Origin of the sequence: Nitrososphaera sp., assembly GCF_013388945.1 — an archaeon.
GTDB lineage: Archaea > Thermoproteota > Nitrososphaeria > Nitrososphaerales > Nitrososphaeraceae > Nitrososphaera.
On sequence record NZ_JACAEH010000014.1, the window covers coordinates 53,042 to 79,499 of the forward strand.

Sequence of the window (26,458 nt, forward strand, 5' to 3'; positions counted from 1 at the left end):
TCAGCCCGCCCTTGCCTTTGGCGGCAGCTCAAAGAGGACGTCGCGGACTATGTGGCGTGCGACCTTGTCGACGCCCTCGCCGGTCCTGCAGTTGACAAACGCAAACGGCCTGTTGCCCCTTACAGCTTTTGCGTCGCGCTCCATGACTTTCAGGTCCGCGCCGACGTGGGGCGCAAGGTCTATCTTGTTTATGACCAGAAGGTCGCAGGTCTCTATGCCAAGGCCCCTCTTCCTCGGGTACTTGTCTCCCCCTGCGACGTCGACTATGTAGATGAAGTAGTCCGCAAGCGCCGGGCTGAAAGTAGTGGTGATGTTGTCGCCCCCGCTCTCTATTATTATAAGGTCAAGCTCGGGGTGGCGCGACTCCATCTCCTCGACCTCGGCGATGTTCATCGACGGGTCCTCCCTGACTGCAGTGTGCGGGCAGCCACCTGTCGCAAGGCCTACCACCAGGTCTTCTGCAAGCATCCCCTTCTCGGTGGCAAGGTTGCGCCTCATCCTGTCCGCGTCTTCCTTTGACACCACGTCGTTGGAGATTATTCCTGCCCTGTAGCCCATCGAAAACAGCACCGGCACGACCTGCTCTATCAGCATCGTCTTGCCCGAGCCGACCGGCCCGCCGACGCCGACGCGGGGCACGCGCTTTGCCATGCAGGAAAAACTCGAATTTACGTAATAAACATTTTCGAGTCCAGCTGTTCGTGCTCCATTTGAGTGATGTCAATTGCGGGCGCAAACTGCCACATCAGGTCAAGAGGCTTGTCGACGTTTTCCTTGACCGCTGCTGTTATGGCCGGCCCAAGCTCGTGCAGCATCTTTTGCGCAGCCACGTGGTCGATGACGCCAAGCCTCAGGGCCGCGCCGGCCATGCCGACGCAGAACGAGTAGAGGAACATCGCCCCGGCTTCATGCTTTGGTATCCCAAGCGCCGCGCAGGCGACTCCAAGCGCAACGGGATGCATGCCTGTAGCCCTTTTTTCATTTACCGCCTTGGCATATTCTGCAAGCAGGGCGTCATTGGAAAATGCGGCGACGCAGCGGACAAGGTTGGCGCCGGACCGGGCAGAAGCGTTGCGCACCTCTTCAACCAGCTTGGCAGCATAAAGCGCCTGGTCGGCGCGGATGATGCCTTCGATGTCGCCTGCTTTTGCACTTTCATACGCCGCGCCCAGCGTGCAGCAGTCCGCCGGCCCCACCTGCCTTTCAAGGTGGGTCCTGACAAGGACCTGCAATTCGTCAGCCTTGACCTTCTTGCGTTTCGAGAGCGCCTCAAGCCCGTTTGACATCGTGTATGTGCCTGCCGGGAAGAACGAGTCTGCAAGCTGCAGCATCGACAGGAACTCAGTGCTCATGGGCCCCTGCCTCCGGCTCGAACACGACAAAATCGCGAGTTATGTCGACATTGCCCGCAAGTGGCCCCAGCTGCCTCCTCAGCATCTCTACTTCTCCGTCGGACTGGACAGGCAGGATTATCCTGTCGCCTTCCACCCTTATCGGCCTGTGCAGGTTCCCAATCGCGTGGCCGACGAGCACCGCCGTCCTTGCGTCGCCGTTTTTCAACCTGACCACCGCGACATTTTCCGGCTCTATTGCGACGACTATCATCCTGTCGGCCAGCGACACCACGTCGCCGTGCCTGAGCCGGGTGCCTGCCGGCATCGAAAGTGCGATGTCTGTCCCCCTGTCGGTGCTCTTTCTCATCCGCAGGCGCTCCGACTCGGCCCTGCTTATCGATATCCTTTCAACTGCGTCTTTTGCAAGCATCTCGTCGTATTTGCCTTTGAGCCCTTTTCCGATGTTGCCTATCACAGACTCACAGATTATCAGGGTTATCGCCAATTCTAAGGGCGGTCTGCTTAATTTCCTTTTGAAATTCTATTTATAATCATAGATTGCTACCTCCTGATGTTTAAGAAGAAGATGACTTATCGCGACGCCGGTGTCGATGTCGGCAAAATCCGGGCGGCGCAAAAGTCCATAGGCGACATAATTTCCATCACGCACAGGTTTCCCAGAAAAGGCAGGGTGCTTTCCGGCTTTGGCCACTATGCCGGCCTTGTAAAGCTCGGCTCCCAGACCATAGCGCTGCACTCCGACGGCGTGGGCACAAAAGTGCTGGTCGCGCAGCTCATGAACAAGTTTGACACGGTTGGAATCGATTGCGTGGCCATGAACGTCAATGACGTCATCTGCGTCGGCGCAAGGCCTGTAGCGTTCATCGACTATATCGCGCTGAGGCAGCCAAACGAGAAACTGATAGAGGAGATAGCCGGCGGCTTGGTGGAAGGCGCCAGGCAGTCGCAGATGGCAATCGTGGGAGGCGAGACCGCGGTCCTTCCAGACGTCATAGCCGGCGAGGGCGACAACGCCTTTGACCTTGCAGGGATGGTGATGGGCGTGGTGGAGAGGCAGGTTCTTGGCAACTCGATAAAGCCCGGAGACGTGATACTTGGCGTCGAAAGCAGCGGACTCCACTCTAACGGCTACACGCTTGCAAGAAAAGTCTTGCTGTCGAAATATTCAGTGGACGAAAACGCCGAGCACCTTGTCCAGACTGTCGGAGAAGAACTGTTGACGCCGACTAGGATATACGTCAAGCCAGTGATGGAAGTGCTTGAAAAGACCAGGGTTCACGGCCTTGCCAACATCACCGGCGGCGCGTTCACCAAACTTACGCGCCTCAACAAGAACGTGCGCTATATGCTTGACGGCCTGCCTTCGGTCACCGGCATCTTCAAGCAGATACAGGTAGACGGCGACATCGACATCGAGGAGATGTACAGGACGTTTAACATGGGCGTCGGCTTTTGCGTCGTGGCGCCCAAGGCATCTGCAGAGCAGGTGATCAGGATATTTGGCAAGCACAAGATGCGCTGCAGCCCTATTGGAAGGATAGAAAAGGGTGCAGGCGTCGTCGCAACGCTTGAAGGCAAGAAACACATGCTGTAATGCCAAGACTAATATGCGAACGGGGACGATTTTGACAGACATTGCTGGCAGTCCCCGGACCTGACAACTACCAGAAGGCCTGCGCCGCCATAGCTGGCAGGCTGGCAGGGCAGGAGCTGTCTGCCGGCGACGTGTGGAAAATAGTGAGAGAAGTGTCTTCTGCCTACGGCCTTGAGACGATGCCAAAAAACGAGCACATCCTGGCATGTCTACCAAAGAACAGCGGGTACCGAAGGATGCTGATGGTAAAACCGGCAAAGACCGCGTCAGGCGTCGCAGTCGTGACTGTCATGCCCAAGCCGTTTGAGTGCCCGCACGGCAGGTGCGTGTACTGCCCCGGAGGCATCGAGTTCAACACGCCACTTAGCTACACCGGCACCGAGCCGGCGACAAAGGCCGCGCAGAAATTCTCCTTTGACCCTTACGAGCAGGCATCGTCGAAACTGCATCAGCTGCAGGCAAGGGGGCACGACACCGGCAAGTCAGAGATTGTCATAGTCGGAGGCACGTTCCCCTTCATGCCACAGGATTATCAGCGTAGTTTTGCCAAAGGCTGCTACGACGCGCTCAACGGCTGCGTGTCGCCAAGCCTTGCAGGCGCGATGCTTGCAAACGAGACGGCACAGAACCGCTGCGTCGGCTTTACAGTCGAGACAAAGCCGGACTATTGCAAGGAGCCGCACGTCGACCTGATGCTTGAGCTCGGCGTAACGAGGGTCGAGATAGGCGTCCAGTCGCTCAGTGACGACGTCTACAAACTCGTAAACCGCGGCCACACGTTTGCAGATGTTGTAGATTCATTCAGGATAGCTCGGGAGGCCGGCTACAAGATAGTGGCTCACATGATGCCAGGGCTTCCGGGCTCGTCGCCTGAGCAAGACATAAAAGATTTCCAGCGGCTGTTCAGCGACGACGCGCTCAGGCCCGACATGCTCAAGGTGTACCCGACGCTTGTGCTGCAGAATACAGGATTGTACAAAATGCACCAGAGCGGAAAATACCGGGCATATTCTGACAATGATCTTGTGAGCGTCATAGCAGAGATGAAAAAAATAGTCCCGGACTATGTCAGGATAATGCGCGTCCAGCGCGAGATCGAGTCTGCAGACATCATAGCGGGGCCAAAGAGTGGGAACCTGCGCCAGCTGGTCCTGCAAAAACTCCATGAGGACGGGCACGAGTGCCGGTGCATAAGGTGCAGGGAAGCCGGCCTGCAGAAGCGTTATCCCGAAGCCAAAGATGTCGTGCTAAAGCGACACGATTACGTCGCTTCATCAGGTCAGGAAACTTTTCTTTCCTTTGAAAGCCGCGACGGCAGGACGCTTTTAGGGTTCTTGCGCCTGCGCAAAGTCGCAAACCCGCACAGGAAGGAGCTAGCCGGCTCGGCCATAGTCCGCGAGCTACACGTGTACGGCCAGGCCATCAGCGTCGGCCTTGAAGCCGATGACGCGTCGATGCAGCACAGGGGATATGGAATGAAACTTATGCGAGAAGCTGAAAGGATAGCAAGGGACGAGATGGGCGTCAGCAAGCTTGCAGTCATAAGCGCGGTGGGGACGAGGGAATACTATAAAAAACAACTGGGATACCGTCAAGACGGGCCTTACGTCTCAAAGGTGCTCTAGATGGAAGAAGAACAGATACTGATTGGCAAGGGAACATGGCTTGACAAGCTTGCAGACACGCTTGTAAAGCGCGACCAGAGGCTCGGCCGCAAGCTGGACATGATAAGGGTGGAAAGCGGCCTTGGCGCGTCAGGGATACCCCACATAGGCAGCATGGGCGACGCTGTTAGAGCATACGGGATTGCGCTTGCGCTAAAGAACATGGGCTACAATGCAGAGCTTATCGCCTATTCAGACGACATGGACGGCCTGCGCAAGATCCCTGCCGGACTGCCAGACTGGCTATCACAGCACATCGCAAGGCCCGTGTCAGAAATCCCGGACCCCTTTGGCGACTGCCACGCGTCCTACGGCGCGCACATGAGCAGCCTGCTCCTCGACGGGCTTGACAGGGTGGGCGTGAAATACAGGTTCCAGAGCGGCCGCGAGGCATACAAGTCGGGCAAGCTGGTAAAGCAGATTGACACTATTTTGCAAAACAGCGAGAGGCTCGGCAAAAAGATTGCCGAGTTTGTGGGCCAGGACAAGTACGTGAGCGTGCTCCCCTATTTCCCGGTCTGCTCAAACTGCGGCAGGCTGTATACAGCAAGCACGGAAAAGTACCTGCCTTCAGAAAAGAAGGTGCTCTACACCTGCAAGGGGAGCAGGATAGGCAAGCAGGAAGTTGCGGGCTGCGGCCACCGCGGCGAGGCAGACATCACAAAGGGCGAGGGCAAGCTTGCGTGGAAGGTCGAGTTTGCCGCAAGGTGGCAGGCGTTTGACATCAGGTTCGAGGCGTACGGCAAGGACATCATGGACTCGGTGCGCGTAAACGACTGGGTCTGCGACGAGATACTGGGCCACCCGCACCCGCTGCACGTGAAATACGAGATGTTTCTGGACAAGTCGGGCAAGAAGATAAGCAAGTCCGCAGGCAACGTTTTCACGCCGCAGATGTGGCTAAAGTACGGCTCGCCCGAGTCTATACTGCTTCTTTTGTTCAAGCGCATAGCAGGCACGCGCCACGTAGGAGTCGACGACGTGCCGGCGCTCATGGACGAGTACGACTATTACGAAGACGTGTATTTCGGAAAAATAAAGGAAGAAAACCCGGCAAAACTTGCCAAGCTGAAGGGGATATACGAGTACATCAACAAGCTCCAGCCGCCGGCCAAGCCGGCGCAGCACGCGCTTTATCGCTTTCTGGCGCAGCAGGCGTCGATATACCCCGGCGACCCCGACAGGAACGAGAAGGTCTTTGCGCGCCTCGTAAAGTACGGCATGGCAAAAGAAAAGAGCAGCGACCTGATGAACAGGATAGCGCTTGCCGCAAGCTGGGCCGACGACAACCTTGCAACCGATGAAAAATTCGAGGTGCAGCTGTCAGACAGCCAGCGCAAAGCAGTCCAGCAGCTGATAGACATAGTTGGCGAATATGCAAATGTCCAGGAAACGCCGGACAGCGCCAAGGCGCTCCAGTCAAGGGTGTTTGACACCGCGAGGTCAAACGGGATGGAGCCAAAGGAGCTGTTTACATTGCTGTACAGGATGTTCCTGAACGCGGAGAGGGGCCCGAGGATAGGCAACTATTTCCTCGACCTTGGCGCCGAGCGCGTCGCAGCCGTGCTCAAGAGATACCTGTAGCGGCCCGGGAAGGTTATATACCCAAGAGTGTCCATTTTTCATAGATGAACCGGCGTTCAGCCGAAAAGCCGCCAATGATAGTGGTGAGCGGCTCGTGCGTCAACTTTGAGCAGGAAAGGCCCAAGATAATCGCCTTCCTTGAGACTCTTGAGCAGGGCGCCCGGACAAAGGGCAACATCGAGTGCTCGTCGGTGGGCAAAAAGTACCTCGGATGGGACTTTTTCTACATCTATTTCGACCCGGACTTTGTTGGTGTGCTTTTAGACCTCTACCCTGACATACAGAAGCAGGAGGCCAACGACCTAGAGAACAGGTTCGTGATCTGGCTCGACAAGCAGTTTGGGAAAAAGAAATTGAAGTACAACCTGAAGCTGAGCGACGTGCCGCACGAGCAGGCGCGCGGGTTCAAGCTCAACCCTGACGACTACAGAAGCGACGACTGGATGGAAAGGTACCGCTGACACATTTATTACGCGTAAATCAACCACGCTATGTGCACGCTGTTATCTTTGACCTGGACGGGGTGCTCGTGGACTCGATGCCGTCGCACTCGCTGTCGTGGGTGCAGGCGTTTCAAAACGTTGCCGGCATCAAAATAGACCGGCGCCTGCTTTATGTCCTGGAAGGCATGCGCGGAGCAGAGCTTGTCGAGAGGGTATTTGCAGAGAACGGCACCGACAGGTCCCTTGCCGCTCCCGTCATGAGGGAAAAGGACCGCATCTTCAAGGGCATGGACCGGCCAAGGCCGTTTGAGGGCGTGAGGGAAATGATGCAGGAGATAAAGTGCGCCAAGGCAGTCGTGTCAGGTTCAAACAGGCACGACGTCGAGTCGTTCTTAGACGATATAGTTGGCAAGGAAAACTTTGACGCCGTGGTCACGGCAGACGACATTGGTAGGGGCAAGCCCGACCCGCTTGCGTTTGTGACAGCGCTTTCCAAGCTGCGCGTCGAGCCGGCGCAGGCAGTCGTGGTCGAAAACGCGCCGCTGGGCGCAAAGGCCGCTGCTACTGCAGGAATTCCGTGCTACGTTGTGTTAAACAGCACGCTTTTAGTCCGGTCAGACTTTGCCGGCATAGTTCCGCAGGACAGGATTTTTGAAAAAACAAGTTCATTAAAGGGTCTGCTCAAAAACCTCTGTAACGAATGAAGGTAATGATATTCTCGCACGAGTCTGACCTCGACGGGCTGTACTCGGCTGCAATCGGGCTGATACGGTATCCGCAGGCGATGACCGTGTTTTTGGGCTACGGCAGGGAGAACTTTGAAAAGATGGGCAACTTTGTCTACTCGGCCACGCACTACAGCAAAGAGCGCGGGTTAGTCATTGTGGCCGACCTCGGGCTCAACGACGACACGATAGAGACCTGCGACCAGGTGTTTTCAGACGCGGTGCGCAACGGCTGGCAGATAATGTGGGTCGACCACCACCCGTGGTCTCAGGCTGCAATAGACACGGTAAAGAAATACGGCGAGCTTGTGCACGACGCGTCGGGCAGGAAATGCGCGGCAGACCTGATGCACGAAAGGCTGCTTCCGGAAAACGACCTGGCGGCAAAACTTGCAAGCATGGCCCACACGATGGATTTTTTCACAAAGGACCAGTATCTTACTCCAATAACTGAGATGATAAAATACTACCAGACCCTGCCGGACTTTTACGAGCGCATGACGGACCTGGCACACAAGTCCGCAAGAGGGATACTCTGGGACGCCGACATGCAGAGCGACTATGTCAGGTATGAAAAGCTGCGCGACGAGGCGAGGGTGCAGGTGCTTGCCGTCACCGAGGTGAAGGAGACTGCTGGCGTCAAGGTGGCCTACGTCCCGACATCGCAATATTTGCAGAGCAGCCTCTTTTCAGAGGAGGTGTTTGCCGTCACCGGCGCAGACCTTGCCATGTTTTACAGTGGCAAGGGCAAGGTGAGCATACGCAGGAACAACGGCAGGGTCTCGTGCAGGGCAGTCGCGGCAAACCTGCCTGAAGGCGGCGGCCACGACTATGCCGCCGGCGCGACTTTTTCAAGCGACCCGGAAAACAGGAGCGCCGTTGTTGCAGAGCTTGAAGCCGCGGTGTCAAAGGCAGTAAGTCAAATACTGTGAACTATCTGGCTACAGAATTCACGCCCACAAATACTTTAAAAGAACAGACATCGAAATACAGTGCATTATGGCTGGTGGATTGAAGGGCAAGGTGGCCGTAGTGACGGGCGCGGGCGGCGGCGTGGGCAGTGTCATTACAAAGAGGCTGGCATCTGAGGGGTGCAAGGTGGTTCTGATAGGCCGGAACATCGAGAAGCTGAACAAGGCAGCAAAGGAGGCCGGCGACAAGAAAAACACCCTGACCTTTGCCGCCGACATCACCAAGGAGGCGGAGGTCCTCAGCGCGATGGAGCAGACCATTTCGTCGTTTGACCGAGTGGACATCCTTGTCAACAACGCCGGCACAATCAACGACCCCGTCGCGTTCCACGAGATGACAGACGACAAGTGGAACGAGCTTGTCGACACCAACCTGATAGGGACCTTCCAGATGACAAAGGCGGCCATCCCCATAATGATGAAGCAAAAGAGCGGGAGCATCGTCAACATCTCGTCGGTGCTCGGCATACGATCAATACCCAACGTCCCGCTTGCGGTCTACGGCACGACAAAGGCCGGCGTCATCATGTTCACAAAGAGCATCGCAGTCGAGTACGGGCCGCACGGCATCCGCTCAAACTGCATCTGCCCATCAACCATACGGAGTTCGCTGATAGAGCCGTACCTGCAGGACGAGAACGCCAAGAGGATGCTCGAGTCGGCATTCCCGCTGCGCCGAGTCGGCGAGCCCGACGACATCGCAGGTGCAGTATCATACCTGTGCTCCGACGACGCAAAGTGGGTGACAGGCACGGTATTGATGGTGGACGGCGGCATCACGGCAAAGCAGTGACCGCCTCAATCCCTTTATCATAAATATCGTAATTTATGATAATATCGTAATTTTAACGACTGCCAGAAACCCTTATTACTTTTGGGCTACGCTAGGTGTGGTATGAAGAGACTTGACATTATCATCCCGCACGAGCGCCTCGGGGAAGTCAACGAGATCCTCCACAACCACAAGGTCGGGGGCATGTCATTTTACGACATCAAGGGCAGGGGCAGGGCCAAAAGGGAGCCCGTCTCTGTCGGGAGGGGCGTCATGCGGTACGTGCCGGAGTTTGGATTTCGCACCAAGATAGAGGTGCTCGTCGCCGACTCGCTTGTCAAGCCGATAATTGACGACATCATCAAGAAGATAAGCACCGGCTCTGCGTCGGACGGCAAAGTGTTTGTCTTTGACGTGGCAGAAGCGTACGACATCGGGAGCAAGGAAAAGGGCGACGCGGCGCTCTAGGCTCTTTTTTCTCCGCGCCCGGATTTCTGTCGGGCTTCGATAGTTTAAAGTGCGATGCGCCCAAATAGTGGGCATGGGATTGGATCCACCAACAAGGGGAGCGGTTGAACAGACGATAGACCAGGCCGTCAAGCTGGTCCCGGACACGGCCCAGATTTTCAGGGCGCCGGCGATGAAGTCGAGTTTTCGTATATCAAGCGAGCAGGATTTCGTGCTTGGCGTGACTTATGGGCGCATAATGATGTCCATAACCACGTTCTGGAACCTCACCCACAAGCGCACAATGAACGGCGAGGAGGTGGACGAAATAAACAGCGCGATACTGAGGCGCCTGCCAGAGATTCACAAGGCTATCATGGCCGACTAGTCTGCTGCCTGGCATGTATGCCAGAAACTGCATCCGTAAAAGCTAATTAGAGGGTAAAACAGCCTCCCGGGTACCGGTCGATTATTGGACAAGACCAAAGTCTTCGAGGAAGGAAGACGCGCTGCATGGGTCTCCGTTTGGACACTGCTAGGGATAGGAATTGGAGAGATCGTCATTTCCACCACGACCGGCAGTCTGACCCTTGCTGCGGACGGCTTTGACTCGCTTGCCGACGCGCTCGTCTCGTTCATCGTCTGGCTTGGAATCGGGATGCTGCACAAGCCAAAGAGCAAAAAGTTCCCGTTCGGCTACACCAAGATAGAAAGCTTTGCCGCGTTCGTTGCGGCGGTCGTCATTATCATACTGGGCGCGTTCATAGTCTACCACGCCTACGAGCGGTTCCTCAACCCTGTCGAGGTCGTAAACCCCGAGATAACCATGCTGACGCTTGTTGGCGCGGGCGCCATCTCGCTTCACAGGGCTTTCAAGGTGAGAAAGATCGCCAAGAAATACGACCTCATCTCGTTGAACCTTGACGCAAAGAACTCTATCAAAGACGGCACTGCGTCCTTTGTGGGCCTGAGCACGGTCCTAGCAGGATACTTTGGCATCCCGCACATGGACTCTGTTGGCAGCATCATGATAGCAGGCTACATATTTTACATGGCGTACAGCGCGTTCAAAGAATCCACCCTTGTCCTTGTCGACGCGGTGGAAAATCCAAAGCTGCAGGAGCAGATAATCACGTACGTAAGGAAGAACTTTGGCGTCGCAGTCGAGCAGGTGCGAATAAGGCCACTAGGGCACGCGTTTTCCGCCCAGGTGCACGTGGTTCTTGAAAGCAAGATGACGCTTGACGAGGTTCATGCCTTGACCAAAAAGATCCAAGAGTCAGTCGAGAAAGAGTTTGAGACAGAAGAAACGGTTGTAATCCCCCGGCCCGCCTGAGCAACAGGTTTGCGCCAGAACTTCTCGAAAGTTTTATAATCTCGCCGGCTTTAGTATCTGCCATGCACACAGAACACGATAAGAGGACCATGCCGGTATGCTTTACTCCCGAGCAGCTGAAGTTGGTGGAAGAGTATGCCAAGAAAAAGGGCATGCTCAACGCAAGCCAGGCAATCGAGGAGCTGGCCGGCAACTAGGCTATAGTGCCGATTCCCCGCGCTTTTTCGTCCCCACGTCGACAACGTCGTCGATGTTGGAGACAAATATTTTGCCCTCTCCCTTGAGCCCGGAGCTGGTGCTTTCCAGTATCTTGTCTATCACCTTGTCAGCCATCGAGTCGGGCACAACCACCACTATGGTCGAGTTGACGTTGAACTCGGGCGTGTAGGTGCTAGTTCCCCTCCCAGAGTGAACCTTCTGGCGCGGGATCTCTCCCCTTCCCTTTGACTCAAAGTAGGTGATTCCTCCCAGGTCCAGTTCCTTGAGTGCTGCAAACGCCCTTTCCAGACGCGCGCTTGGGACTACTGCTTCTATTCTCTTCATAATTTGAGTACCTGCTTGCGCTATGCAGGTCTTTTATTAAAATATTGTGCACATACCGCAATAAATTATGTCATATTTGTCACAATTGGAATATTTTGACCGTTTTTGCTCGCATACTTTTTGTACCCGTCCAGCCGAAAAAGACGCGTTGGGTCTCTTTGGCAAAAAGCCACTCTTCTGCGCCGTCTGCAAGAAGGAGCTGAAGCACAAGTACAAGCCAAGCGAAGAGTGGAACATGGAAGGGTACCTGTGCAGCGACTGCCACATAGAAAAGACCAAAGAGTTTGCCATGAAAAGCCAGAGCACGGACAGGTGTGCCGTCTGCAAGGCAGACCTTGGCGACATCGCAGTCAAGCCCCGGTGGCAGTGGGAGATGGAGGCCGGGACTCTCTTGTGCCAGCCCTGCTTTAACAAAAAGGACGCCGAGTACAACAAAAAGCTGAACTTTTGCGCCGTGTGCGGGACAAAGATAGGGTTTGTGCGTTACAACCCCAAGCCTGCATGGAAGATACAGGGGCAGATGTGCCGCAAGTGCTGGGACGTGAGGAACGCCCAGAAATGATATTCAAAAAGCACGAGTGTGACAAGTGCGGCAGGAAATTCGGCAAGGTGGAGGAGCTCATGCACCACCAGATGCTGGCCCACGAAAGCAGGCTGTATTTATGCGAAAAGTGCGGCATGGGCTTTGAGGGGATGGAGCAGATGCGCGACCACGCAAAAAAGTTCCACTCGTACAACCGGCAGGTGGACGAAAGAAAAAGGTCAGATGGCCTTTAGCTGTTTTACTATAGGCGGCCTGGCCTTGCGGAAAACTCGAAACCCGCAGATGCACTTTATCTCAGGAAGCCTCGACAGCTCTTCAACCGTGACCGGCGTTCCGCAGCGCATGCACTCGTACGTGACGTTTGCGGCGGAGGAACTTTCAGACATAGGGAAAGCGTGCCCCGGCCCACATTTTAAGCTTTAATCGGCCAAGAATCTCGAAAGCTTGGTCTCCCTGCTTCCCCTTATGGCCGACTGCGCCGCGGCAAGTATGGCGATCGGTATCCTGTGCGACGAGGCGCTGACGTAGTCGAGGCCCATCCTTGCGCACAGCTCTATAGAGCGCGGGTCGCCGCCGTGCTCGCCGCAGATCCCGACTTCCATGTCCTTCTTGACCTTCCTTGCAGACTCGACTGTCATTGCCATCAGCCTGCCCACGCCCTTGCTGTCAAGCGTCTGGAACGGGTTTGCGGAAATTATGCGCTTTTCAAGGTAGACCGGCAGGAACTTGCCCTCCGCGTCCTCCCTGCTGAAACTGAACGTCGCCTGAGTCAGGTCGTTTGTGCCAAAGCTCAAGAAATCTGCGACGTGCGCTATCTCGTCTGCAAGCAGGCACGCCCTCACGACTTCTATCATGCTGCCAAACATCATCTTGAGCTTGACCTTGTGCCGGTGCTCGACCTCGCGCTTGACAGACTCGAACATGTGCCTGATGGTCGCAAGCTCGTTTACCATGCCCACCTGCGGCACCATCACCTGCGGCTCAACCCTCACGCCTTCCTTTGTCAGCTCTGCCGCAGCCTCGCATATTGCGCGGATCTGCATCTCGTAGATCTCGGGAAACGTGATGCCAACTCTTATGCCCCGGTGTCCGAGCATCGGGTTTATCTCGGACAGTTCGTGCACGCGCCTGAGCATCTTTTCGCGCTCTAGCATCCCCTTTTCCGCTTTCGGCCCGCCTTCTGACTTTAGCTCAAATATCTGCATCATCAGGTCCTCCTCTTTCGGCAAAAACTCGTGAAGCGGAGGGTCGAGCAGCCGTATGGTCACGGGCAGGCCCTGCATCTCTTTAAATATCGACTTAAAGTCGGACCGCTGCAGGCGCTCAAGGTCTGAAAGTGCCTTCCTGCGATCCGAGTCGCTTTCAGCCATCACCATCCTGGCAAATAGCGCGCGCCTTTCGTGCTGGTTGAACATCCACTCGGTCCTGCACAGTCCTATGCCTTCGGCGCCGTACTTTCTTGCAAGCGCGGCGTTTTCCGGCGTGTCGGCGTTTGCGCGGATCTTTATGACTTTCATCTCTGACGCCCACTGGAGGATTTCCTTGAATTCCGACGAGATCTCTGCCTTTGAGGTAGGCACCTCGCCCACGTACACCCTGCCAGTCGAGCCGTCGATGGTTATTGTCTGGCCCTCTGACACCGCTACCCTGCCGTCTATGGAAAAGCGCTTGCCCTCGGGGTCTATCTCTATCGGGGTGCAGCTTGCGACGCATGGTTTTCCCATGCCCCTTGCGACCACGACAGGGTGCGAGGTCTTGCCCCCGCTGCTTGTCAGTATGCCTGCGCAGAGTCTGAACGCCGAGACGTCGTCGGGCTTTATCTCCTTCATGACAAGTATCACCCTGTTGCCGTGCCTTGCAAGCGTCTCTGCCCGCGAAGAGTCAAACACAGCCACGCCTGAAGCCGCGCCGGGCGACGCCGGGATCCCGGTGGCAATGGCCCTGTGCTTTGCGCTTTCAATCCTAGGGTAGAGCGCCTGCTCCAGTCCTTCCGGGTCTATCCTCTGCAGAGCCTCCGTCTTGCCCAGGAGCCCTTCGTGGTACATGTCAACTGATGTCTTGACGCTTGCAACAGCACTCATTTTCGCGGTCCTTGTCTGCAGCATGTACAGTTTCCCGCGCTCTATTGTTATCTCGGTGTGCTGGCACTCTCTAAAGTGGTTCTCAAGCTTCTCGCACACCTCGGCCAGCTGCCTGTAGGCATCTGGAAGCTCTTTTTCCATCTGGTCTATGTGGCTCGGGTTTGCCTTGCCTGACACGACGTCTTCTCCCTGCGCGTTTGTCAAATAGTCGCCGTAGATCTTTTTCTCGCCGGTAACGGGATCGCGGGTAAAGACGACGCCGGTGGCACTGTCTGGCCCCATGTTGCCAAACACCATGGCGACCACCGCAACTGCCGTGCCGTTTGCCATTTCCGGCGTTATGCCGTGCTGGCGGCGGAACTCCGTCGAGCGCTTGCCGGTCCACGACATGAAAACGGCGTTGATTGCAAGCTCCAGCTGCCTGTAGGGGTCTGCCGGGAATTTCCTGCCGCCCTTTTCGCAGAGCGACTTGAAAGCGGCCGTGAGTTTTCGAAGCGACTTGTCGTCGTTCAGGTCTGTGCCTGCCATCGCCTTTTCAAACTGCCTGTCGTCTATCCCAAGAACAATCTTGCCAAACATCTGGACAAAGCGCCTGTACGAGTCCCAGGCAAACCTTGCGTCCGTGTTTTTCGCAAGCCCCTCGACGGTCTCGTCGTTCAGACCCAAATCAAGGATGGTGTCCATCATGCCCGGCATCGAGACTGCGGCGCCTGACCGCACCGACACGAGCAGCGGGTTTTCAGCCCCGCCGAACTTCTTGCCCGTCATGACTTCAAGCTTTCTTATGGACTTGCGGACCTCGTCCATCAGCCCGTCGGGCATGTGCCTGCCGGCCTCGTAGAACTTTTCGCAGATGTCAGTTGTTATTATGAACCCCGGCGGGACAGGAAGGCCGAGCTTTGTCATCTCCGCTAGCCCCGCGCCCTTGCCGCCAAGGAGCGCCCGGTCCTTGCCGTCGGCCTCATCAAAGAAGTAGATGGGCTTTGGGATGGCGCTGCTCAATTCGGGTATTGCTCCGCCGGCGCTGGTTTAAAACGTTGTGCGCGCAAGGCCGGCGACGCGGCAGAGCAAACTTATAGTGCGGGCTACCAAAAACGTTAAAAAAGAAAATTTCTGTTTTTCGGCAAGGGCGCGTCTTGGGCGGGCTGTGAAATGACCAATTCCAACAGGAACAGGGTTGCAGGAGGGCTAGGGATAGCGTCTGCGATACTGTTCATCGTGTCAGGCTACAGCGTCAACCTCGGCATATACCGCGCAGTCGAGTCGGGCATCCAGCAGAACACGTCGCAGGAGGTGTGGCAGGTCGCCGCCATCCCCATCAACATCCTTGCGCTCGTCGCGCAGCTTGGAGGATTTGCCGTGCTTGCAGGCGCGCTCTTGTTTCTCAAGAACCACATAACAGGTGGCAAGGTACTGGTTATCATAGGGATAGGGCAGGGGATAATCACGATAATAGTTGCGCTTGTCATAGAGATGATGCAGGGCGGAATCGTGGACGCAGGCAATTATGTCCTGTGGCTTGCGACCTCTGCAACAGGCATCGGCATCGTGTTTTCAATAGTCGCAAGGAGCATCGCAAAGCCGGTCCCAAAGGACGTGAGCCAGCGCAAGTAATTTATCCCGCAAAAGCGCGCCGGCTCCGTGGCAAACAGCTACCGGTGCCCCGCCTGCCAGTCACAGCATTCAGTTGCGGCAGACAGGATGTTTGACGGCCGGCTGATATTTCGCTGTTCCAGGTGCAAGGTATGCGCCATAGTTCCCCAGCAGCCAAGCGCCGACGAGGCGTACCTGGACTTTCTTGATAAATACGAAAGCGGAGGGGCTGCAAGCGCCGACGACCTGAGGCTCCTCATGGAGCAGGAAAAGATTGTCAGGCCAAAGAAAGAGATAGACGCGTTCTTGAAATCCGCAAAGGCAGAAGGCGATCCGCTCCTTGAAGGCATCATGCGCTCTGAACAGGATTTCATAGTAGACCTGCGCACCATGGAGGAGCCGCCGCCAGAGTACGGCTCGCCTGTAGAAGGCCTGCCGGTAGACCCTGCAATTTCGCAGGTCCTTGCAGGAAAGGGCATCGAAAAGCTGTACAAATTCCAGGAGGACGCCGTGAAAAAGATCCTGCAAGGGCGCGACGTGGTAGTGACTGCGCCCACCGCGTCGGGCAAGACCGAGGCGTTCTGTATACCTGTTTTGGAAAAAATAGGAGAGGTGATCCTGCGCGACGGCCCTCTCCGAAAGGACAAAGGTGTGATACGTGCCATCTTTGTGTACCCTACAAAAGCGCTCTCTCGCGACCAGCTGCCAAAGATAAGGGAGCTTGCAGAGCCTCTTGGGGTAAGGGCCGCGGTGCTTGACGGCGACACGCCCGACGCAGAGCGCTCAAGGTTCCTTGAGCACCTTCCAGACATACTTGTGACAAACTTTGACGTGCTGCACTACCACATGATGCACAGGACCACGTTTTCCCGCTCGCTCCACACCGCAAGGTTCCTGATAGTCGACGAGGCGCACGTCTACACCGGCGTGTTTGGCGCAAACGTGCACCACATCATCAAGAGGCTCGAGAGGCTTGCCGGCACGATGCAGATAGTTGCAGCTTCGGCGACATTGCCAAACGCCGGCGAGTTCTGCCGGGTGCTGTTTGGCAGAAAGATGGAAGTGGTGCAGGGCAGGGGCAGGCGTGGCAGGATACACCTTGCGATAATCTTTCCGTCGCTCAGGTCAAGGAGGTCGCTGACAATGGACCTCGTCAAGGCTTCTGCAGAGGAAAAGCACAGGACGATAGCGTTTTCCGGCTCCCACCTCGGCGCCGAGCTGACGGCGTTTTACGCGGCAAGGCAGGGCGTCAGCATCAGGGTGCACAGGGCCGGCCTCACCGCCAAGGCCCGCGCAGAGGTCGAGGCGATGTTCAAGTCAGGACAACTCTCTGCGATATCTGCGACGCCCACGCTTGAACTTGGGCTTGACATAGGCGACGTCGACGCCATAGTGTCAAACATCGTCCCGGTAAACAGGCTGGTGCAGAGAATAGGCAGGGCCGCAAGGCGCGGCCAGCAAGGCTATGCATTCCTTGCGCTTGGCAACGACCCGATAAGCCAGTACTACAAGTCCCACCCCGACGACTATTTGTCAGACCAGGAGCACGCCTACACCGACCCCGAGAACCCGTTTGTGATGGAATACCAGGTGCTTGCGATGGCGTGCGACAGGGCGATTTCTATGGCCGAGTCAAAGCCCGTGTGGGACACGCTGCAAAAGCTGGTCTCAAAAGGCATGATAACATCTGCAAACAACAGATTCTCTGCAGACCTGAGAAGGGCGAGGGAGTACCTGAAGGAGTACAGCATCCGCGGCATCGGAAGCAGGGTCGACATCAAGCTCGCAGGCAAGATTGTAGGCGACAGGTCGCTTCCGCAGGCACTTGAAGAGCTGCACAGCAACGCCGTCTACTTCCTTGCAGGCAGGCGCTACCGCGTAAAGGAACTTCACTTTGAAAAAAACAGGCAGCCGTTTGCAGAGCTTGAAGTGCTGCCTGGCGACTACCCGTACTACACAAAGGCGCTTACTGACGAGTGGCCTTCCATAATCGAGGTCTACGAACGAAAGAAGGTCTTTGGTATAGAAGTGGCGTACTGCTCGCTAAAGATAGACAAGAAGGTGCTGGGCTACGCCAACATTGAGATAGGTCAGGAGGTCGCGCAGGGCAAGAAGGTGCTGTTTGAAAAGCCGCTTGAATTTGAGTTCATGACAAAGGGTTTTGTGTTCCGGGCGCCCCACCCGCTTGGAGAGTCGTCAAAGGCAGACGACGAGGAGTACGTGCAGATGTCCGGCTTTCACGCGTCAGAGCACGTCGTGATTGAAGGAAGCGCGATGATAACAGGCGGCGCGTCGCAGGATCTTGGCGGCATATCGCTTGGCTCGTCGGGCCTCATTTTCGTGTACGACGGGAGCGTAGGCGGAAACGGAGCAAGCAAGGCCCTTTATGATCGCCTTGACAGGGCGTTTGGCAGGGCGCTTTCCATCCTGTCAGAGTGCCCCTGCAGAAGCGAGAGCGGCTGTCCCCGGTGCACCTACTCGTACAGGTGCGGCAACAACAACGAGTATCTCCACAAGCCGGCGGCAATAGAAGTGATGAGAAGGATAGCCGGCGGCGAGGCAACCGAGATAGGCGAGGAGATTGCAGGCGAGCGGGCGCTAGTATAGGTAACGTTTAAAGATAGTTCTGGGCGCAATCCATTAAGCCACATGGAAGAGGTTGCAGCGGCAGCCCCCAAGCAGGCCAAGGTAAGGTGGCACACGCTTGAGCACAAGGGCGTGGCGTTCCCGCCCGCGTACCAGCAAAGGGGCATAACGATTTCTATCAAGGGTGAAAAGCTCGCGCTGAACGCGGACCAGGAGGAGCTGGTTTATGCGTGGGCAAAGAAAAAGGACACCCACTACGTACAGGACCCAGTATTTCAGTCAAATTTTCTTTCAGACCTAAAGCCGCTTTTGCCCGACAAATTCAGGAAGATGGAACTAAAGATTTCAGACTTTGACTTTTCCCAGGCTTTCCGGCTTGCGGACGAGGAGAAGGTGATGAAGGAGCAGGAAAAGGAGAGGCTCAAGAACCTCCCTAAGGAAGAAAAAAAGAGGCTTCGGGAGGCAAAAAAGGCCGAGCGGGAGCGCCTCAAGGCGTTCTACGGAAAGGCGGTGGTGGACGGACAGGAGGTAGACATCGCAAACTGGCTGGTCGAGCCGCCGGGCCTGTTCATGGGCAGGGGTCAGCACCCGCTCAGGGGCAGGTGGAAGCCCCGGGTAAGGCCGCAGGATGTTACGCTGAACCTCGGCAAGGACGCGCCGGTGCCCGAAGGGGCGTGGAGGGAAATAGTCCACGACCAGACGTCTACCTGGCTTGCCACCTGGATTGAAAAGCTTACGGACAAGCGCAAGTACGTCTGGCTCCACGATTCTGCGGCAATCAGGCAGGACAACGACAGGGCAAAGTACGACAAGGCCAAAAAGCTCGCAGAGCACCTGCCCAAGGTAGAAAAGGAGATAATCAGGAGGATGAAGACGTCCGGCGACAGGGCTGCAACTGCAGCCTACCTGATCTTCAAGCTTGCCATGAGGGTGGGCGACGAGAAGGACCCCGACGAGGCAGACACCGTGGGCGCAAGCACGCTCCGGGTCGAGCACATCAGGTTCCCGCAGTCAAACGGCAGGCAGCAGATAGAGTTCAACTTTCTCGGCAAGGACAGCGTGCCCTGGCAAAAGACGCTTGACGTCGCAAGCGACGACACGCAGGCGCTGCACGACAACCTGAAAAAGTTCATGAAGGGCAAAAAGCCCGACGAGCCGATCTTCGACGACATCAACTCGCGCAAGGTAAACGCGTTCTTCCAGACTATAATGCCCGGGCTCACCGCCAAGGTGTTCAGGACCTGCATCGCAACAAAGGTGGTGCAGCACGCGCTCGTCAACCCGCCAATAAAGGTGGACAAGAGCTCGCCAGAGCCCGACAAGATATACGTAGCAAAATCTGCAAACCTCAAGGCGGCCATCGAGTGCAACCACAAAAAAGGCGTCGACCCCAAGAACCCTGCTGCAAAAAAGGCCGCTGAAAAGTTTGAAGAGTCGGTAGCCAAGAGGAAGGAGGCCATCGCACATCTGAAAAAGGAGGTAGCTGCAAAGAACTGGAAGACAGAGACCCAGGAAAAGCGCCTGAAGGAGAGGCTTGCAAAGTTAGAGATGCAGCTGAAACTCCAGCAGGAGACGCGCGACTACAACCTCGGCACGTCGCTTCGAAACTACATCGACCCCCGCGTCATGAAGGCCTGGCTCAACTACGTCGAGCTTGACTGGACCAAAGTCTACACCGCGACTTTGCAGCGCAAGTTCAAGTGGGTCGAAGACTATTCCGACAGGAACTATGCGCGTTTCTACCCTTGATTGTGAGAAGACTTATATCGTTACCTCTTGCTTTTTAATCCGGATAATTTTGGATGGCTCGTGGAATCCTTGGACACATAGCTCAAAGTTTGCCGTTCCAAGGACACTGGTTGTCATGTCGCTTGTTTTCATGCTCTTGATGACAAGGAGCGCTTATGCGCAGCAAGGGTATACGCCTGACTCGCTTTTCATCGTGCTTTATTCGGTTGGCGACGCGCTAATAGAATACGACATAAAAACGGATGATCCGCTTGCAGACTCTATCTCCGTGAACATTTTCGGCAATCCAACGACAGATCCAATCGTCACCGACTTGGAAGACAAGTTCATTGCTTCCAGGACCGGCGCAAGTCCCAACGAGTTGCTGATAACCCCGGCCGGGGCAACCGACATCAGGATAAGCTACTCCACGTCGGATCTCGTAAGTAAATCAGGGAGAGAATGGACTTTTGCCATCGACTCGCCTGTCAGCTTCTCTGTAAAGATGCCGCAGGATAGCATAGCCATCCAGTTTGGAAACGACGTACCTGACCAGCTTCAGATTGGAAGCCAGACACTCCTGACGTTCCCGGCAGGAAACCAGACTGTCACCTACATCGTAGGACTCCTTGGCACAGATGTGTCGGCAACTATTGCGATAAAAGCTGCCGAGACCTCAATAGATCAGGAGAAGAAGGACAACCCCGGCATCATTCTAGCCGGCGCCGAGGAGCTGCTTGCGAGGGCGAAAGAGGCGTACGAGGCAGAGAAGTTTATCGACGCAGAAAGGTTCGCCCGGCAGGCAAATGAGAATGTAGAGACAACTGTCGAAGACTATGCTGACGCCATAGCGGCCAGAAACGATGCCCGGTCAAAGATTCAGGCGGCAGAGTCCCAGGGCCGCGACGTTTCAGGTGCCAACGCGCTCTTTGCCCAGTCCACCCAGCAGTTTGAGGCAGGCGACTATGCCAATGCTACCAATTCTGCAGAAGACGCAGTCAGGGCGATAGGTGGGGTGCAGCAGAACATCTGGCCGTACGGCCTGGGCGCCGCAGTCGCAGGCGGAGTAGCCGGCGCGTTTTACGTGATGAAAAGGAGGCAGGGTCCAAGGCAGCAGGCCGCGCTTGTCGACCCGGACCCTGCAACTGCATCGGAACCAATACACTGGCCGCAGCCGCCCCCTCCGGCCCCAAGCCCGCCAAGCGTGCCTGCGCAGGAGCCGGCAGCAAAACTATCAGGCATACCCGAGTCGCAGCTTGACAAGGAGCTCCTCTCAGGCATCGTCCACAGGATAATAGAGGAGAGGCCGCACCTGCGCCAGGAAGACCGCGACGTGCTCGTGTTCCTTGCGCAGAGCGAGGGCGCGGCTTTTGAAAGCGAGGTCCGCTCGAAATTCCAGCTTCCAAAGACGACGGTGTGGAGGCTTGTAAAGCGCCTTGAGCGCGAGGAGCTTGTCGAGATACGGAAGGCCGGCGGCCAGAACCTGATAAAGCTCAGGTTCGAGGGAAGGCAGCCCTGATAGTATCATTTCTTTTGAAAATTTTCCACGCCACCCTTAAATAAAGCGAAAGCAAGAATTGGCTATGAGCTCTGGACCCGACATATCGTCGCTCCTTGCGCGCCCGGTAGAGAACTTTATCAACATGAACATAGCCATCCTGGAAGGCGACAGGTTCGTCGACGAGGCCCTGCAAAAGATGCAGGAAAAGAACGTCAGGAGCGTGCTCGTGTCCCACCAAGGGGAGGTGGTCGGCATCCTGAGCAAGACGGACATACTTTTCAAGGTCATGTCGCAGGGCAAGAACCCCGGCAAGGTGCGCCTGCGCGAGATAATGACGAGCCCGGTGCTTGCAGTAGACCCCAAGACGACGGTGCAGGAGACGCTTGGCATGATGGATAAGCACGTCGTGCGCCAGCTGATAGTGAGCTCGCACTCGGCGGTGCTTGGCATGGTCTACCGCGACGACATTTTTGAAAAGATACACATGGCAAGCGCGGCGACTGCAGAGACTGCAGTCACCGGAAGCCCTGCTTGCATCATAAACCCGAAGGCGATTGCGTACATCAGGGACACCACCTCTGCAAAGGTTGTCTGCCCGTATTGCGAATTGCCGTACGACAGCAAGGAAGCATTGTCAAAGCACATCGACAGGCTTCACACGGGTGCCGGCGTGCTTGAAGGCGACGTCCGGCGCACGTTTGAATAATATATATAATCTACTGCGAAATTGCAGAGTGCAATACGCTTGCTGAGCTGGTGCCGGGGTAGCTCAGCTTGGTTAGAGCGTACGACTCATAATCGTAAGGTCGCGGGCTCAAATCCCGCCTCCGGCACTCTTTTCTGTCTAACGATTATATATGATGCAAAAAGCAGTCAACTCCGGTGCCGTCGTAGCTCAGCCTGGGAGAGCACTCCGCTGAAGACGGAGCCGCCGTGAGCTCAAATCTCACCGACGGCACTTTTCTTTTACTAACCTTGCGACGCTTTCGATTATCTTTTCAGACGCCGCAAGGTGGCTCTTTGGCCTGAATATGTCCGCTACTTCTTTTCTTGTCAGGTGCTTGGCAATGTTGCCGTCCTTTGACACCGCGTCTGAAAACTGCTCGCCTGACTCGAGCGCGGCAAATGCGACGCGCTGGATGTCCCGGTATGCTTCAAAGCGCGGGACGCCCTTTTTCACAAGCGCTTCGAGTACAAACTCGGCAAATATCTGCCCCCTTGTCATGTCCAAGTTTGCAGCAACGCGCTTTTCGTCCACCTTCAGCTCGGCAACGACCTTTGTCATTGCGTTGAGCATCTCGTCAAGCAGTATCGCCGCCATGGGGAGCGTGAAGCGCTCGTTTGCAGAATTTGACAGGTCGCGCTCGTGCCACAACGAGATATTGTCCATCGAGACGGATACTAGCGACTTTAGCATCTTTGCAAGCGACGACGTGCGCTCGCTCTTTATCGGGTTGCGCTTTACGGGGACTGCACTTGAGCCCATCTGGCCCTTCTTGAAAGGCTCCGCGACCTCGGCTATCTCGGTCCTCTGCAGGTTTCGTATCTCCACTGCAATCTTGTCAAGGGTCGAGCCAACAAGCGCCATCACAAACTGCATCTCGGCATAGCGCTCCCTTGGCACGACCTGCGTCGCCGCGTCCACCGGATACAGCCCAAGCGACGACGCCACCAGCCTTTCAACGTCAAGCGCCCTGTTGCCCATCAATGAACCTGTGCCGACCACGCCTCGGGTCTTGCATGCCAGAAAGCGCTTCTTGCCCTGCTCTATGCGCTCGACGTGCCGGGCCATCTCTGCCGCCCACACCGCGAATTTCAGCCCAAAGGCGATGATGCTTGCGTGCTGGCCGTGCGTCCTGCCGACTGCCGGCAGGCTCCTGTATTTTGTGGCCTTTTGCGAAAGCAGGATTGCGATCTTGGCGACCTTTTCTTCGATTATTGAAAACGCGTCGCGCATCTGCATCGAAGTCGAAGTGTCGACGACGTCGTTGCTCGTAAGCCCGTAGTGGACCCAAGGCTTGGCGCTTGCAGACACCTGCTCGCTTAGAGCCTCGACCATCGCAGCCGTGTCGTGCTCGCTTGCCGCCTCGAGCTTTGCCACGCGGGCAAGCGTGACTTTTCCTGACCTGGCAGCTGCAGATATCTGCCGCGCGGCGCCTTCTGGTATCATGCCTATCTTTGCCTGCGCCCTTGCGGCCGCGGCCTCAAAGTCTAGTTGGTATTGCAGGCGCCTCTTGTCGCCAAAAATGTCGCGCATCTCCTTGCTACCGTAGCGTCCCGAGTCTATGGGCAGTATGGGCACAGTAAAGAGGGTGGAGGTGGCGGAAATAAATCTTCCATCAGTCAAGATTTATAACGACTTCGCAGTGATTCTTTCTAGAATTGAGCGAGTTTTCAACGAAGGCAGGTCTCACGATAAAAAAAGTGAGAGAGATGGAATTTCGGATAGACCCCGACGCCTCACGGGGCATGAAGGTGCCAGTCACGATTTACGCTAACGAGTCTCTCCTCTCAAAGATGGTGACAGACAGAACCATTGACCAGGCCGCCAATGTTGCAACACTGCCGGGCGTCAGGAAACACGTCGTTGTTTTGCCGGACGGCCACGAAGGCTACGGCTTTCCCGTAGGCGGCGTGGCCGCAACTGACGTCGAGGAAGGCGTCATCAGCCCCGGTGGTGTCGGCTACGACATCAACTGCGGCGTCAGGCTGGTGCGCACAAACCTCACTGAAAAAGACCTGCGGCCCAAGCTCAAGGACCTTGTCAACGAACTGTTCAGGTCGATACCTTCCGGCGTCGGGAGCGAGGGCGCCATCAGGCTGACCAGGTCAGAGCTTGACGAGCTTTTGGTGGAAGGCGTCAGGTGGGCTGTGGAACGCGGCTATGGCACGCAGCATGACGCAGAAGTGTGCGAGGAAAACGGCACCATGAAAGGCGCCGACCCGGCAAGCGTGTCAGACACTGCAAGAAAGCGCGGCGCGCCGCAGCTTGGGTCGCTTGGCTCTGGCAACCACTTTTTGGAAGTGCAAAAGGTGGACAGGATATACGACGAGCGCGCGGCAAAGGCGATGGGCATTGAAAAAGAAGGCCAGCTCACCGTCTTGATACACTGTGGCTCGCGCGGATTTGGGCACCAGATATGCACCGACTATTTGCGCGTTTCAGAAGCAGCACTCCGCAGGTACAACATCACGCTTCCAGACAGGGAGCTTGCCTGCGTTCCAAACAACTCCAAGGAGGGCGAGAATTACCGGAAAGCGATGTTCTCGGCGCTCAACTTTGCCTGGGCAAACAGGCAGATGATAACCCACTGGACGAGAAAGACGTTTGAAAAGGTGTTTGGTGGCAATCTCGAGATGGACCTCGTATACGACGTGGCGCACAACATAGCCAAGGTGGAGCGCCACAAGGTTGACGGCGGCGGCATGCGCGAAGTTGTGGTGCACCGCAAGGGCGCGACCCGGGCGTTTCCTGCAGGAATGGAGCAGGTGCCTGCAAAGTACCGTGCCCTAGGCCAGCCGGTGATAATCCCCGGCTCCATGGGGACTGCAAGCTGGATACTTTTAGGCGGCAAGAACTCGATGGAGCTGAGCTTTGGCTCGACTGCGCACGGCGCAGGCAGGACGATGTCAAGGTCTGCGGCAAAGAGGAGCTACACTGCAGAAGGCGTCAAGGGCACGCTCGAGTCAAGGGGCATATACGTAAAGGCGCTCACGCGGGAAGGCGTGGTCGAAGAGACGCCTGAAGCCTACAAGGACGTGGACGCAGTCGCAAACGTCTCTCACGAGCTTGGCATAGCCACCAAGGTCGCAAGGCTCCTGCCGATGGGAGTGATAAAGGGATGAGCGAGGACAAGGACATCGAGATTATCAAGGCGCGCAAGCTGCGCGAGATGAAAGAGAGAGCCGCGGCGATGGAGCGGGCAAAAAAGGCCGAGCCGGAGAAAAAGGAAAAATCGCCCAGAGAAACCGTCATGGCGTACCTGTACGACAGGGGCGACGAAGTGCTGAATGCGGCGTACGCGCAGTATCCTGCACAGACCGAAGCGATAGTGGCAAAAATAGCCGAGCTGATAAAGTCAGGCGAGTTGAAGGAAAGGATCTCCGGCGGCGAGCTCCTGTCGCTTTTCAGGTCTGTCGGCCTGCGGGTAAGAATCGACACGTCGATAAGGATACAGCAGGACGGCAAGCTGGTCTCGTTCTCTGAAAAGCTGAAGCAACATGAGTGAGATTGGCACCTTCATACTGGATTTCCAGACCACGGACTTTGGGTCTGATGAAAAGATAGCAAACGACTTTATCGCAGGCCTGCAGTCGGCGTGCCAGCTTGAAAACCAGTACGCGCTCGACCCGCCCATGGAGCGGGCAGGCTGGGCGTTTGCCAAGCTCTTTTTTGCAGGGCAGTTTGTGGAAAGGATCTACTCTGTCAACTCGTACGAGATAGACAGGTCAAAGGGAAAAAAGTTCAAGGACAAGTTCATCAACTGGCTTGCCTCGCAGCTGAAAAACAGGGGCTGCACCGCCCAGATAAAGGCGGCGCCGGAAATGAAACAGTTCTAGACTCTTCTACCGCGTCTTCCGCCCGGCTTTCTCGTCGTGTCGTGCGGAATTGGTGTCACGTCGTCGATCCTGCCTATCCTGAAGCCCGCCCTTGCAAGCGCCCTGATGGCTGCCTGCGCGCCGGGGCCGGGGATCCTCGGGCCCACTCCGCCAACAGCCCTGACGCGGATGTGGAGCGCGTTTATTCCCTTTGTCTTGGCGACTTCTGCTGCCGCCACAGCGGACTTCATGGCCGCATAAGGCGACGACTCGTACCTGTCTGCAGTGACATGGCGTCCGCCCGAGCTGAAGGAGATAGTCTCGCTCCCGCTCGTGTCGGTGATATGGACAAGCGTGTTATTGTAACTGCTAAAGATGTGGGCTACTCCCCACCTAGTCTGGGTGATCTCGTCTGCTTCAGACATGCAGGCAGTATCGTCTTGCAAGAGGGT

29 protein-coding genes and 2 tRNA genes are annotated in these 26,458 nt (G+C 56.2%); 23 read left to right on the forward strand and 8 right to left on the reverse strand.

The features are described from left to right. Genes ureG through HXY31_RS07540 form a run of 3 tightly spaced genes read right to left on the reverse strand, consistent with a single transcriptional unit; the run spans position 1 to position 1,839 of the window. Complete coding sequence (gene ureG, locus HXY31_RS07530) at positions 1-651, reverse strand: urease accessory protein UreG (RefSeq protein WP_292641516.1); 651 nt, start codon at positions 649-651, stop codon at positions 1-3. 17 nt (positions 652-668) lie between these two features. Next, on the reverse strand, positions 669-1,352 hold the full coding sequence (locus tag HXY31_RS07535; RefSeq protein WP_292641517.1) for an urease accessory UreF family protein: 684 nt from the start codon (positions 1,350-1,352) through the stop codon (positions 669-671). Next, the gene (locus HXY31_RS07540; RefSeq protein ID WP_292641519.1) at positions 1,342-1,839 is read right to left on the reverse strand and encodes an urease accessory protein UreE; all 498 of its coding nucleotides are present in this window, start codon (positions 1,837-1,839) and stop codon (positions 1,342-1,344) included. Before HXY31_RS07540 ends, HXY31_RS07535 begins: the two co-directional genes overlap by 11 nt. Before the next feature lie 66 nt (positions 1,840-1,905). On the opposite strand from HXY31_RS07540, the gene purM reads away from it, so the two are divergent. The 11 genes from purM to HXY31_RS07595 all read left to right on the forward strand — a co-directional run bounded on the left by purM (position 1,906) and on the right by HXY31_RS07595 (position 11,088). After that, on the forward strand, positions 1,906-2,949 hold the full coding sequence (purM, locus tag HXY31_RS07545; RefSeq protein ID WP_292641520.1) for a phosphoribosylformylglycinamidine cyclo-ligase: 1,044 nt from the start codon (positions 1,906-1,908) through the stop codon (positions 2,947-2,949). Between the two features lie 41 nt (positions 2,950-2,990). Beyond that, positions 2,991-4,574 (forward strand): tRNA uridine(34) 5-carboxymethylaminomethyl modification radical SAM/GNAT enzyme Elp3, encoded by a 1,584-nt coding sequence (locus HXY31_RS07550; protein ID WP_292641521.1) that lies wholly within the window; start codon positions 2,991-2,993, stop codon positions 4,572-4,574. Beyond that, positions 4,575-6,197 carry a lysine--tRNA ligase gene (gene lysS / locus HXY31_RS07555; protein ID WP_292641523.1) on the forward strand — a complete coding sequence of 541 codons (1,623 nt, stop codon included), beginning with the start codon at positions 4,575-4,577 and terminating at the stop codon, positions 6,195-6,197. 44 nt (positions 6,198-6,241) lie between these two features. Next, a complete protein-coding gene (locus tag HXY31_RS07560) occupies positions 6,242-6,658 on the forward strand; it encodes a hypothetical protein (RefSeq protein WP_292641525.1) in 417 nt (138 codons plus the stop codon). A 32-nt stretch (positions 6,659-6,690) separates the two neighbouring features. Further along, a complete protein-coding gene (locus tag HXY31_RS07565) occupies positions 6,691-7,344 on the forward strand; it encodes an HAD family phosphatase (RefSeq protein ID WP_292641528.1) in 654 nt (217 codons plus the stop codon). Then, positions 7,341-8,297 (forward strand): hypothetical protein, encoded by a 957-nt coding sequence (locus HXY31_RS07570; RefSeq protein ID WP_292641530.1) that lies wholly within the window; start codon positions 7,341-7,343, stop codon positions 8,295-8,297. Before HXY31_RS07565 ends, HXY31_RS07570 begins: the two co-directional genes overlap by 4 nt. A 67-nt stretch (positions 8,298-8,364) precedes the next feature. After that, complete coding sequence (locus HXY31_RS07575) at positions 8,365-9,129, forward strand: SDR family oxidoreductase (RefSeq protein ID WP_292641532.1); 765 nt, start codon at positions 8,365-8,367, stop codon at positions 9,127-9,129. Between the two features lie 102 nt (positions 9,130-9,231). Then, on the forward strand, positions 9,232-9,576 hold the full coding sequence (locus HXY31_RS07580; protein WP_292641535.1) for a P-II family nitrogen regulator: 345 nt from the start codon (positions 9,232-9,234) through the stop codon (positions 9,574-9,576). A 73-nt stretch (positions 9,577-9,649) separates the two neighbouring features. Beyond that, the gene (locus tag HXY31_RS07585; RefSeq protein ID WP_292641538.1) at positions 9,650-9,943 is read left to right on the forward strand and encodes a hypothetical protein; all 294 of its coding nucleotides are present in this window, start codon (positions 9,650-9,652) and stop codon (positions 9,941-9,943) included. 84 nt (positions 9,944-10,027) lie between these two features. Next, positions 10,028-10,891, forward strand: coding sequence for a cation diffusion facilitator family transporter (locus HXY31_RS07590; RefSeq protein ID WP_292641540.1), 864 nt, complete (start codon positions 10,028-10,030; stop codon positions 10,889-10,891). Between the two features lie 62 nt (positions 10,892-10,953). After that, positions 10,954-11,088 (forward strand): hypothetical protein, encoded by a 135-nt coding sequence (locus HXY31_RS07595; RefSeq protein WP_292641542.1) that lies wholly within the window; start codon positions 10,954-10,956, stop codon positions 11,086-11,088. A gap of 1 nt (position 11,089) precedes the next feature. On the opposite strand, the gene HXY31_RS07600 is transcribed toward HXY31_RS07595, so the two are convergent. Beyond that, a complete protein-coding gene (locus HXY31_RS07600) occupies positions 11,090-11,434 on the reverse strand; it encodes a P-II family nitrogen regulator (RefSeq protein ID WP_292641544.1) in 345 nt (114 codons plus the stop codon). Between the two features lie 148 nt (positions 11,435-11,582). Here HXY31_RS07600 and HXY31_RS07605 point away from each other — a divergent pair, with 148 nt between their 5' ends. Together HXY31_RS07605 and HXY31_RS07610 are read left to right on the forward strand one after the other, a co-directional pair. Continuing rightward, entirely contained in the window at positions 11,583-11,996 is a 414-nt protein-coding gene (locus tag HXY31_RS07605; RefSeq protein WP_292641547.1) for a hypothetical protein, read from the forward strand. Further along, positions 11,993-12,211 carry a C2H2-type zinc finger protein gene (locus HXY31_RS07610; RefSeq protein ID WP_292641549.1) on the forward strand — a complete coding sequence of 73 codons (219 nt, stop codon included), beginning with the start codon at positions 11,993-11,995 and terminating at the stop codon, positions 12,209-12,211. The genes HXY31_RS07605 and HXY31_RS07610 overlap by 4 nt, the downstream gene beginning before the upstream one ends. On the opposite strand, the gene HXY31_RS07615 is transcribed toward HXY31_RS07610, so the two are convergent. Beyond that, a complete protein-coding gene (locus HXY31_RS07615; RefSeq protein WP_292641551.1) occupies positions 12,197-12,364 on the reverse strand; it encodes a hypothetical protein in 168 nt (55 codons plus the stop codon). The two genes, HXY31_RS07610 and HXY31_RS07615, sit on opposite strands and share 15 nt — an antisense overlap. A 33-nt stretch (positions 12,365-12,397) precedes the next feature. Next, positions 12,398-15,061 carry a pyruvate, phosphate dikinase gene (gene ppdK, locus HXY31_RS07620; protein ID WP_292641554.1) on the reverse strand — a complete coding sequence of 888 codons (2,664 nt, stop codon included), beginning with the start codon at positions 15,059-15,061 and terminating at the stop codon, positions 12,398-12,400. A 150-nt stretch (positions 15,062-15,211) separates the two neighbouring features. Between ppdK and HXY31_RS07625 the strand changes: the two genes are divergently transcribed. The 7 genes from HXY31_RS07625 (at position 15,212) to HXY31_RS07655 (ending at position 22,425) form a co-directional block, all read left to right on the forward strand. Continuing rightward, positions 15,212-15,673, forward strand: coding sequence for a hypothetical protein (locus HXY31_RS07625; RefSeq protein ID WP_292641556.1), 462 nt, complete (start codon positions 15,212-15,214; stop codon positions 15,671-15,673). Between the two features lie 27 nt (positions 15,674-15,700). Further along, positions 15,701-18,259 (forward strand): DEAD/DEAH box helicase, encoded by a 2,559-nt coding sequence (locus tag HXY31_RS07630; RefSeq protein ID WP_292641559.1) that lies wholly within the window; start codon positions 15,701-15,703, stop codon positions 18,257-18,259. A 42-nt stretch (positions 18,260-18,301) separates the two neighbouring features. Beyond that, positions 18,302-19,987: a DNA topoisomerase I gene (locus tag HXY31_RS07635; RefSeq protein WP_292641561.1), complete on the forward strand. Its 1,686-nt coding sequence runs from the start codon at positions 18,302-18,304 to the stop codon at positions 19,985-19,987. A 115-nt stretch (positions 19,988-20,102) separates the two neighbouring features. Next, positions 20,103-21,485 (forward strand): hypothetical protein, encoded by a 1,383-nt coding sequence (locus tag HXY31_RS07640; RefSeq protein WP_292641563.1) that lies wholly within the window; start codon positions 20,103-20,105, stop codon positions 21,483-21,485. A 64-nt stretch (positions 21,486-21,549) separates the two neighbouring features. Then, entirely contained in the window at positions 21,550-22,173 is a 624-nt protein-coding gene (locus HXY31_RS07645; RefSeq protein ID WP_292641565.1) for a CBS domain-containing protein, read from the forward strand. A gap of 52 nt (positions 22,174-22,225) precedes the next feature. Continuing rightward, positions 22,226-22,300: transfer RNA gene (locus tag HXY31_RS07650), tRNA-Met, on the forward strand. Positions 22,301-22,351: 51 nt separating this feature from the next. Next, positions 22,352-22,425, forward strand: a tRNA-Phe gene (locus HXY31_RS07655). Here the strand turns inward: HXY31_RS07655 and purB are convergent. After that, on the reverse strand, positions 22,414-23,769 hold the full coding sequence (gene purB / locus HXY31_RS07660) for an adenylosuccinate lyase (protein ID WP_292641567.1): 1,356 nt from the start codon (positions 23,767-23,769) through the stop codon (positions 22,414-22,416). The two genes, HXY31_RS07655 and purB, sit on opposite strands and share 12 nt — an antisense overlap. 131 nt (positions 23,770-23,900) lie before the next feature. Here purB and HXY31_RS07665 point away from each other — a divergent pair, with 131 nt between their 5' ends. The 3 genes from HXY31_RS07665 to HXY31_RS07675 are packed head-to-tail and all read left to right on the forward strand — an operon-like array spanning position 23,901 to position 26,027. After that, positions 23,901-25,313, forward strand: coding sequence for an RtcB family protein (locus HXY31_RS07665; RefSeq protein WP_342816535.1), 1,413 nt, complete (start codon positions 23,901-23,903; stop codon positions 25,311-25,313). After that, a complete protein-coding gene (locus HXY31_RS07670) occupies positions 25,310-25,696 on the forward strand; it encodes a DNA-binding protein (RefSeq protein ID WP_292641573.1) in 387 nt (128 codons plus the stop codon). The genes HXY31_RS07665 and HXY31_RS07670 overlap by 4 nt, the downstream gene beginning before the upstream one ends. Next, positions 25,689-26,027: a hypothetical protein gene (locus HXY31_RS07675; protein ID WP_292641576.1), complete on the forward strand. Its 339-nt coding sequence runs from the start codon at positions 25,689-25,691 to the stop codon at positions 26,025-26,027. Before HXY31_RS07670 ends, HXY31_RS07675 begins: the two co-directional genes overlap by 8 nt. Here the strand turns inward: HXY31_RS07675 and HXY31_RS07680 are convergent. After that, positions 26,024-26,431 carry a 30S ribosomal protein S11 gene (locus HXY31_RS07680; RefSeq protein ID WP_292641579.1) on the reverse strand — a complete coding sequence of 136 codons (408 nt, stop codon included), beginning with the start codon at positions 26,429-26,431 and terminating at the stop codon, positions 26,024-26,026. The genes HXY31_RS07675 and HXY31_RS07680 overlap by 4 nt on opposite strands. Positions 26,432-26,458 lie beyond the last annotated feature (27 nt).

What these genes read in the sequence shown, in the direction of transcription:
- ureG (WP_292641516.1), bottom strand. Translation starts at nt 651, where the DNA reads ATGGCAAAGCGCGTGCCCCGCGTCGGCGTCGGCGGGCCGGTCGGCTCG.
- HXY31_RS07535 (WP_292641517.1), bottom strand. Translation starts at nt 1,352, where the DNA reads ATGAGCACTGAGTTCCTGTCGATGCTGCAGCTTGCAGACTCGTTCTTC.
- purM (WP_292641520.1), top strand. Translation starts at nt 1,906, where the DNA reads ATGTTTAAGAAGAAGATGACTTATCGCGACGCCGGTGTCGATGTCGGC.
- lysS (WP_292641523.1), top strand. Translation starts at nt 4,575, where the DNA reads ATGGAAGAAGAACAGATACTGATTGGCAAGGGAACATGGCTTGACAAG.
- HXY31_RS07560 (WP_292641525.1), top strand. Translation starts at nt 6,242, where the DNA reads ATGAACCGGCGTTCAGCCGAAAAGCCGCCAATGATAGTGGTGAGCGGC.
- HXY31_RS07570 (WP_292641530.1), top strand. Translation starts at nt 7,341, where the DNA reads ATGAAGGTAATGATATTCTCGCACGAGTCTGACCTCGACGGGCTGTAC.
- HXY31_RS07575 (WP_292641532.1), top strand. Translation starts at nt 8,365, where the DNA reads ATGGCTGGTGGATTGAAGGGCAAGGTGGCCGTAGTGACGGGCGCGGGC.
- HXY31_RS07580 (WP_292641535.1), top strand. Translation starts at nt 9,232, where the DNA reads ATGAAGAGACTTGACATTATCATCCCGCACGAGCGCCTCGGGGAAGTC.
- HXY31_RS07585 (WP_292641538.1), top strand. Translation starts at nt 9,650, where the DNA reads ATGGGATTGGATCCACCAACAAGGGGAGCGGTTGAACAGACGATAGAC.
- HXY31_RS07595 (WP_292641542.1), top strand. Translation starts at nt 10,954, where the DNA reads ATGCACACAGAACACGATAAGAGGACCATGCCGGTATGCTTTACTCCC.
- HXY31_RS07600 (WP_292641544.1), bottom strand. Translation starts at nt 11,434, where the DNA reads ATGAAGAGAATAGAAGCAGTAGTCCCAAGCGCGCGTCTGGAAAGGGCG.
- HXY31_RS07610 (WP_292641549.1), top strand. Translation starts at nt 11,993, where the DNA reads ATGATATTCAAAAAGCACGAGTGTGACAAGTGCGGCAGGAAATTCGGC.
- HXY31_RS07615 (WP_292641551.1), bottom strand. Translation starts at nt 12,364, where the DNA reads ATGTCTGAAAGTTCCTCCGCCGCAAACGTCACGTACGAGTGCATGCGC.
- HXY31_RS07625 (WP_292641556.1), top strand. Translation starts at nt 15,212, where the DNA reads ATGACCAATTCCAACAGGAACAGGGTTGCAGGAGGGCTAGGGATAGCG.
- HXY31_RS07635 (WP_292641561.1), top strand. Translation starts at nt 18,302, where the DNA reads ATGGAAGAGGTTGCAGCGGCAGCCCCCAAGCAGGCCAAGGTAAGGTGG.
- HXY31_RS07640 (WP_292641563.1), top strand. Translation starts at nt 20,103, where the DNA reads ATGTCGCTTGTTTTCATGCTCTTGATGACAAGGAGCGCTTATGCGCAG.
- HXY31_RS07645 (WP_292641565.1), top strand. Translation starts at nt 21,550, where the DNA reads ATGAGCTCTGGACCCGACATATCGTCGCTCCTTGCGCGCCCGGTAGAG.
- HXY31_RS07665 (WP_342816535.1), top strand. Translation starts at nt 23,901, where the DNA reads ATGGAATTTCGGATAGACCCCGACGCCTCACGGGGCATGAAGGTGCCA.
- HXY31_RS07670 (WP_292641573.1), top strand. Translation starts at nt 25,310, where the DNA reads ATGAGCGAGGACAAGGACATCGAGATTATCAAGGCGCGCAAGCTGCGC.
- HXY31_RS07675 (WP_292641576.1), top strand. Translation starts at nt 25,689, where the DNA reads ATGAGTGAGATTGGCACCTTCATACTGGATTTCCAGACCACGGACTTT.
- HXY31_RS07680 (WP_292641579.1), bottom strand. Translation starts at nt 26,431, where the DNA reads ATGTCTGAAGCAGACGAGATCACCCAGACTAGGTGGGGAGTAGCCCAC.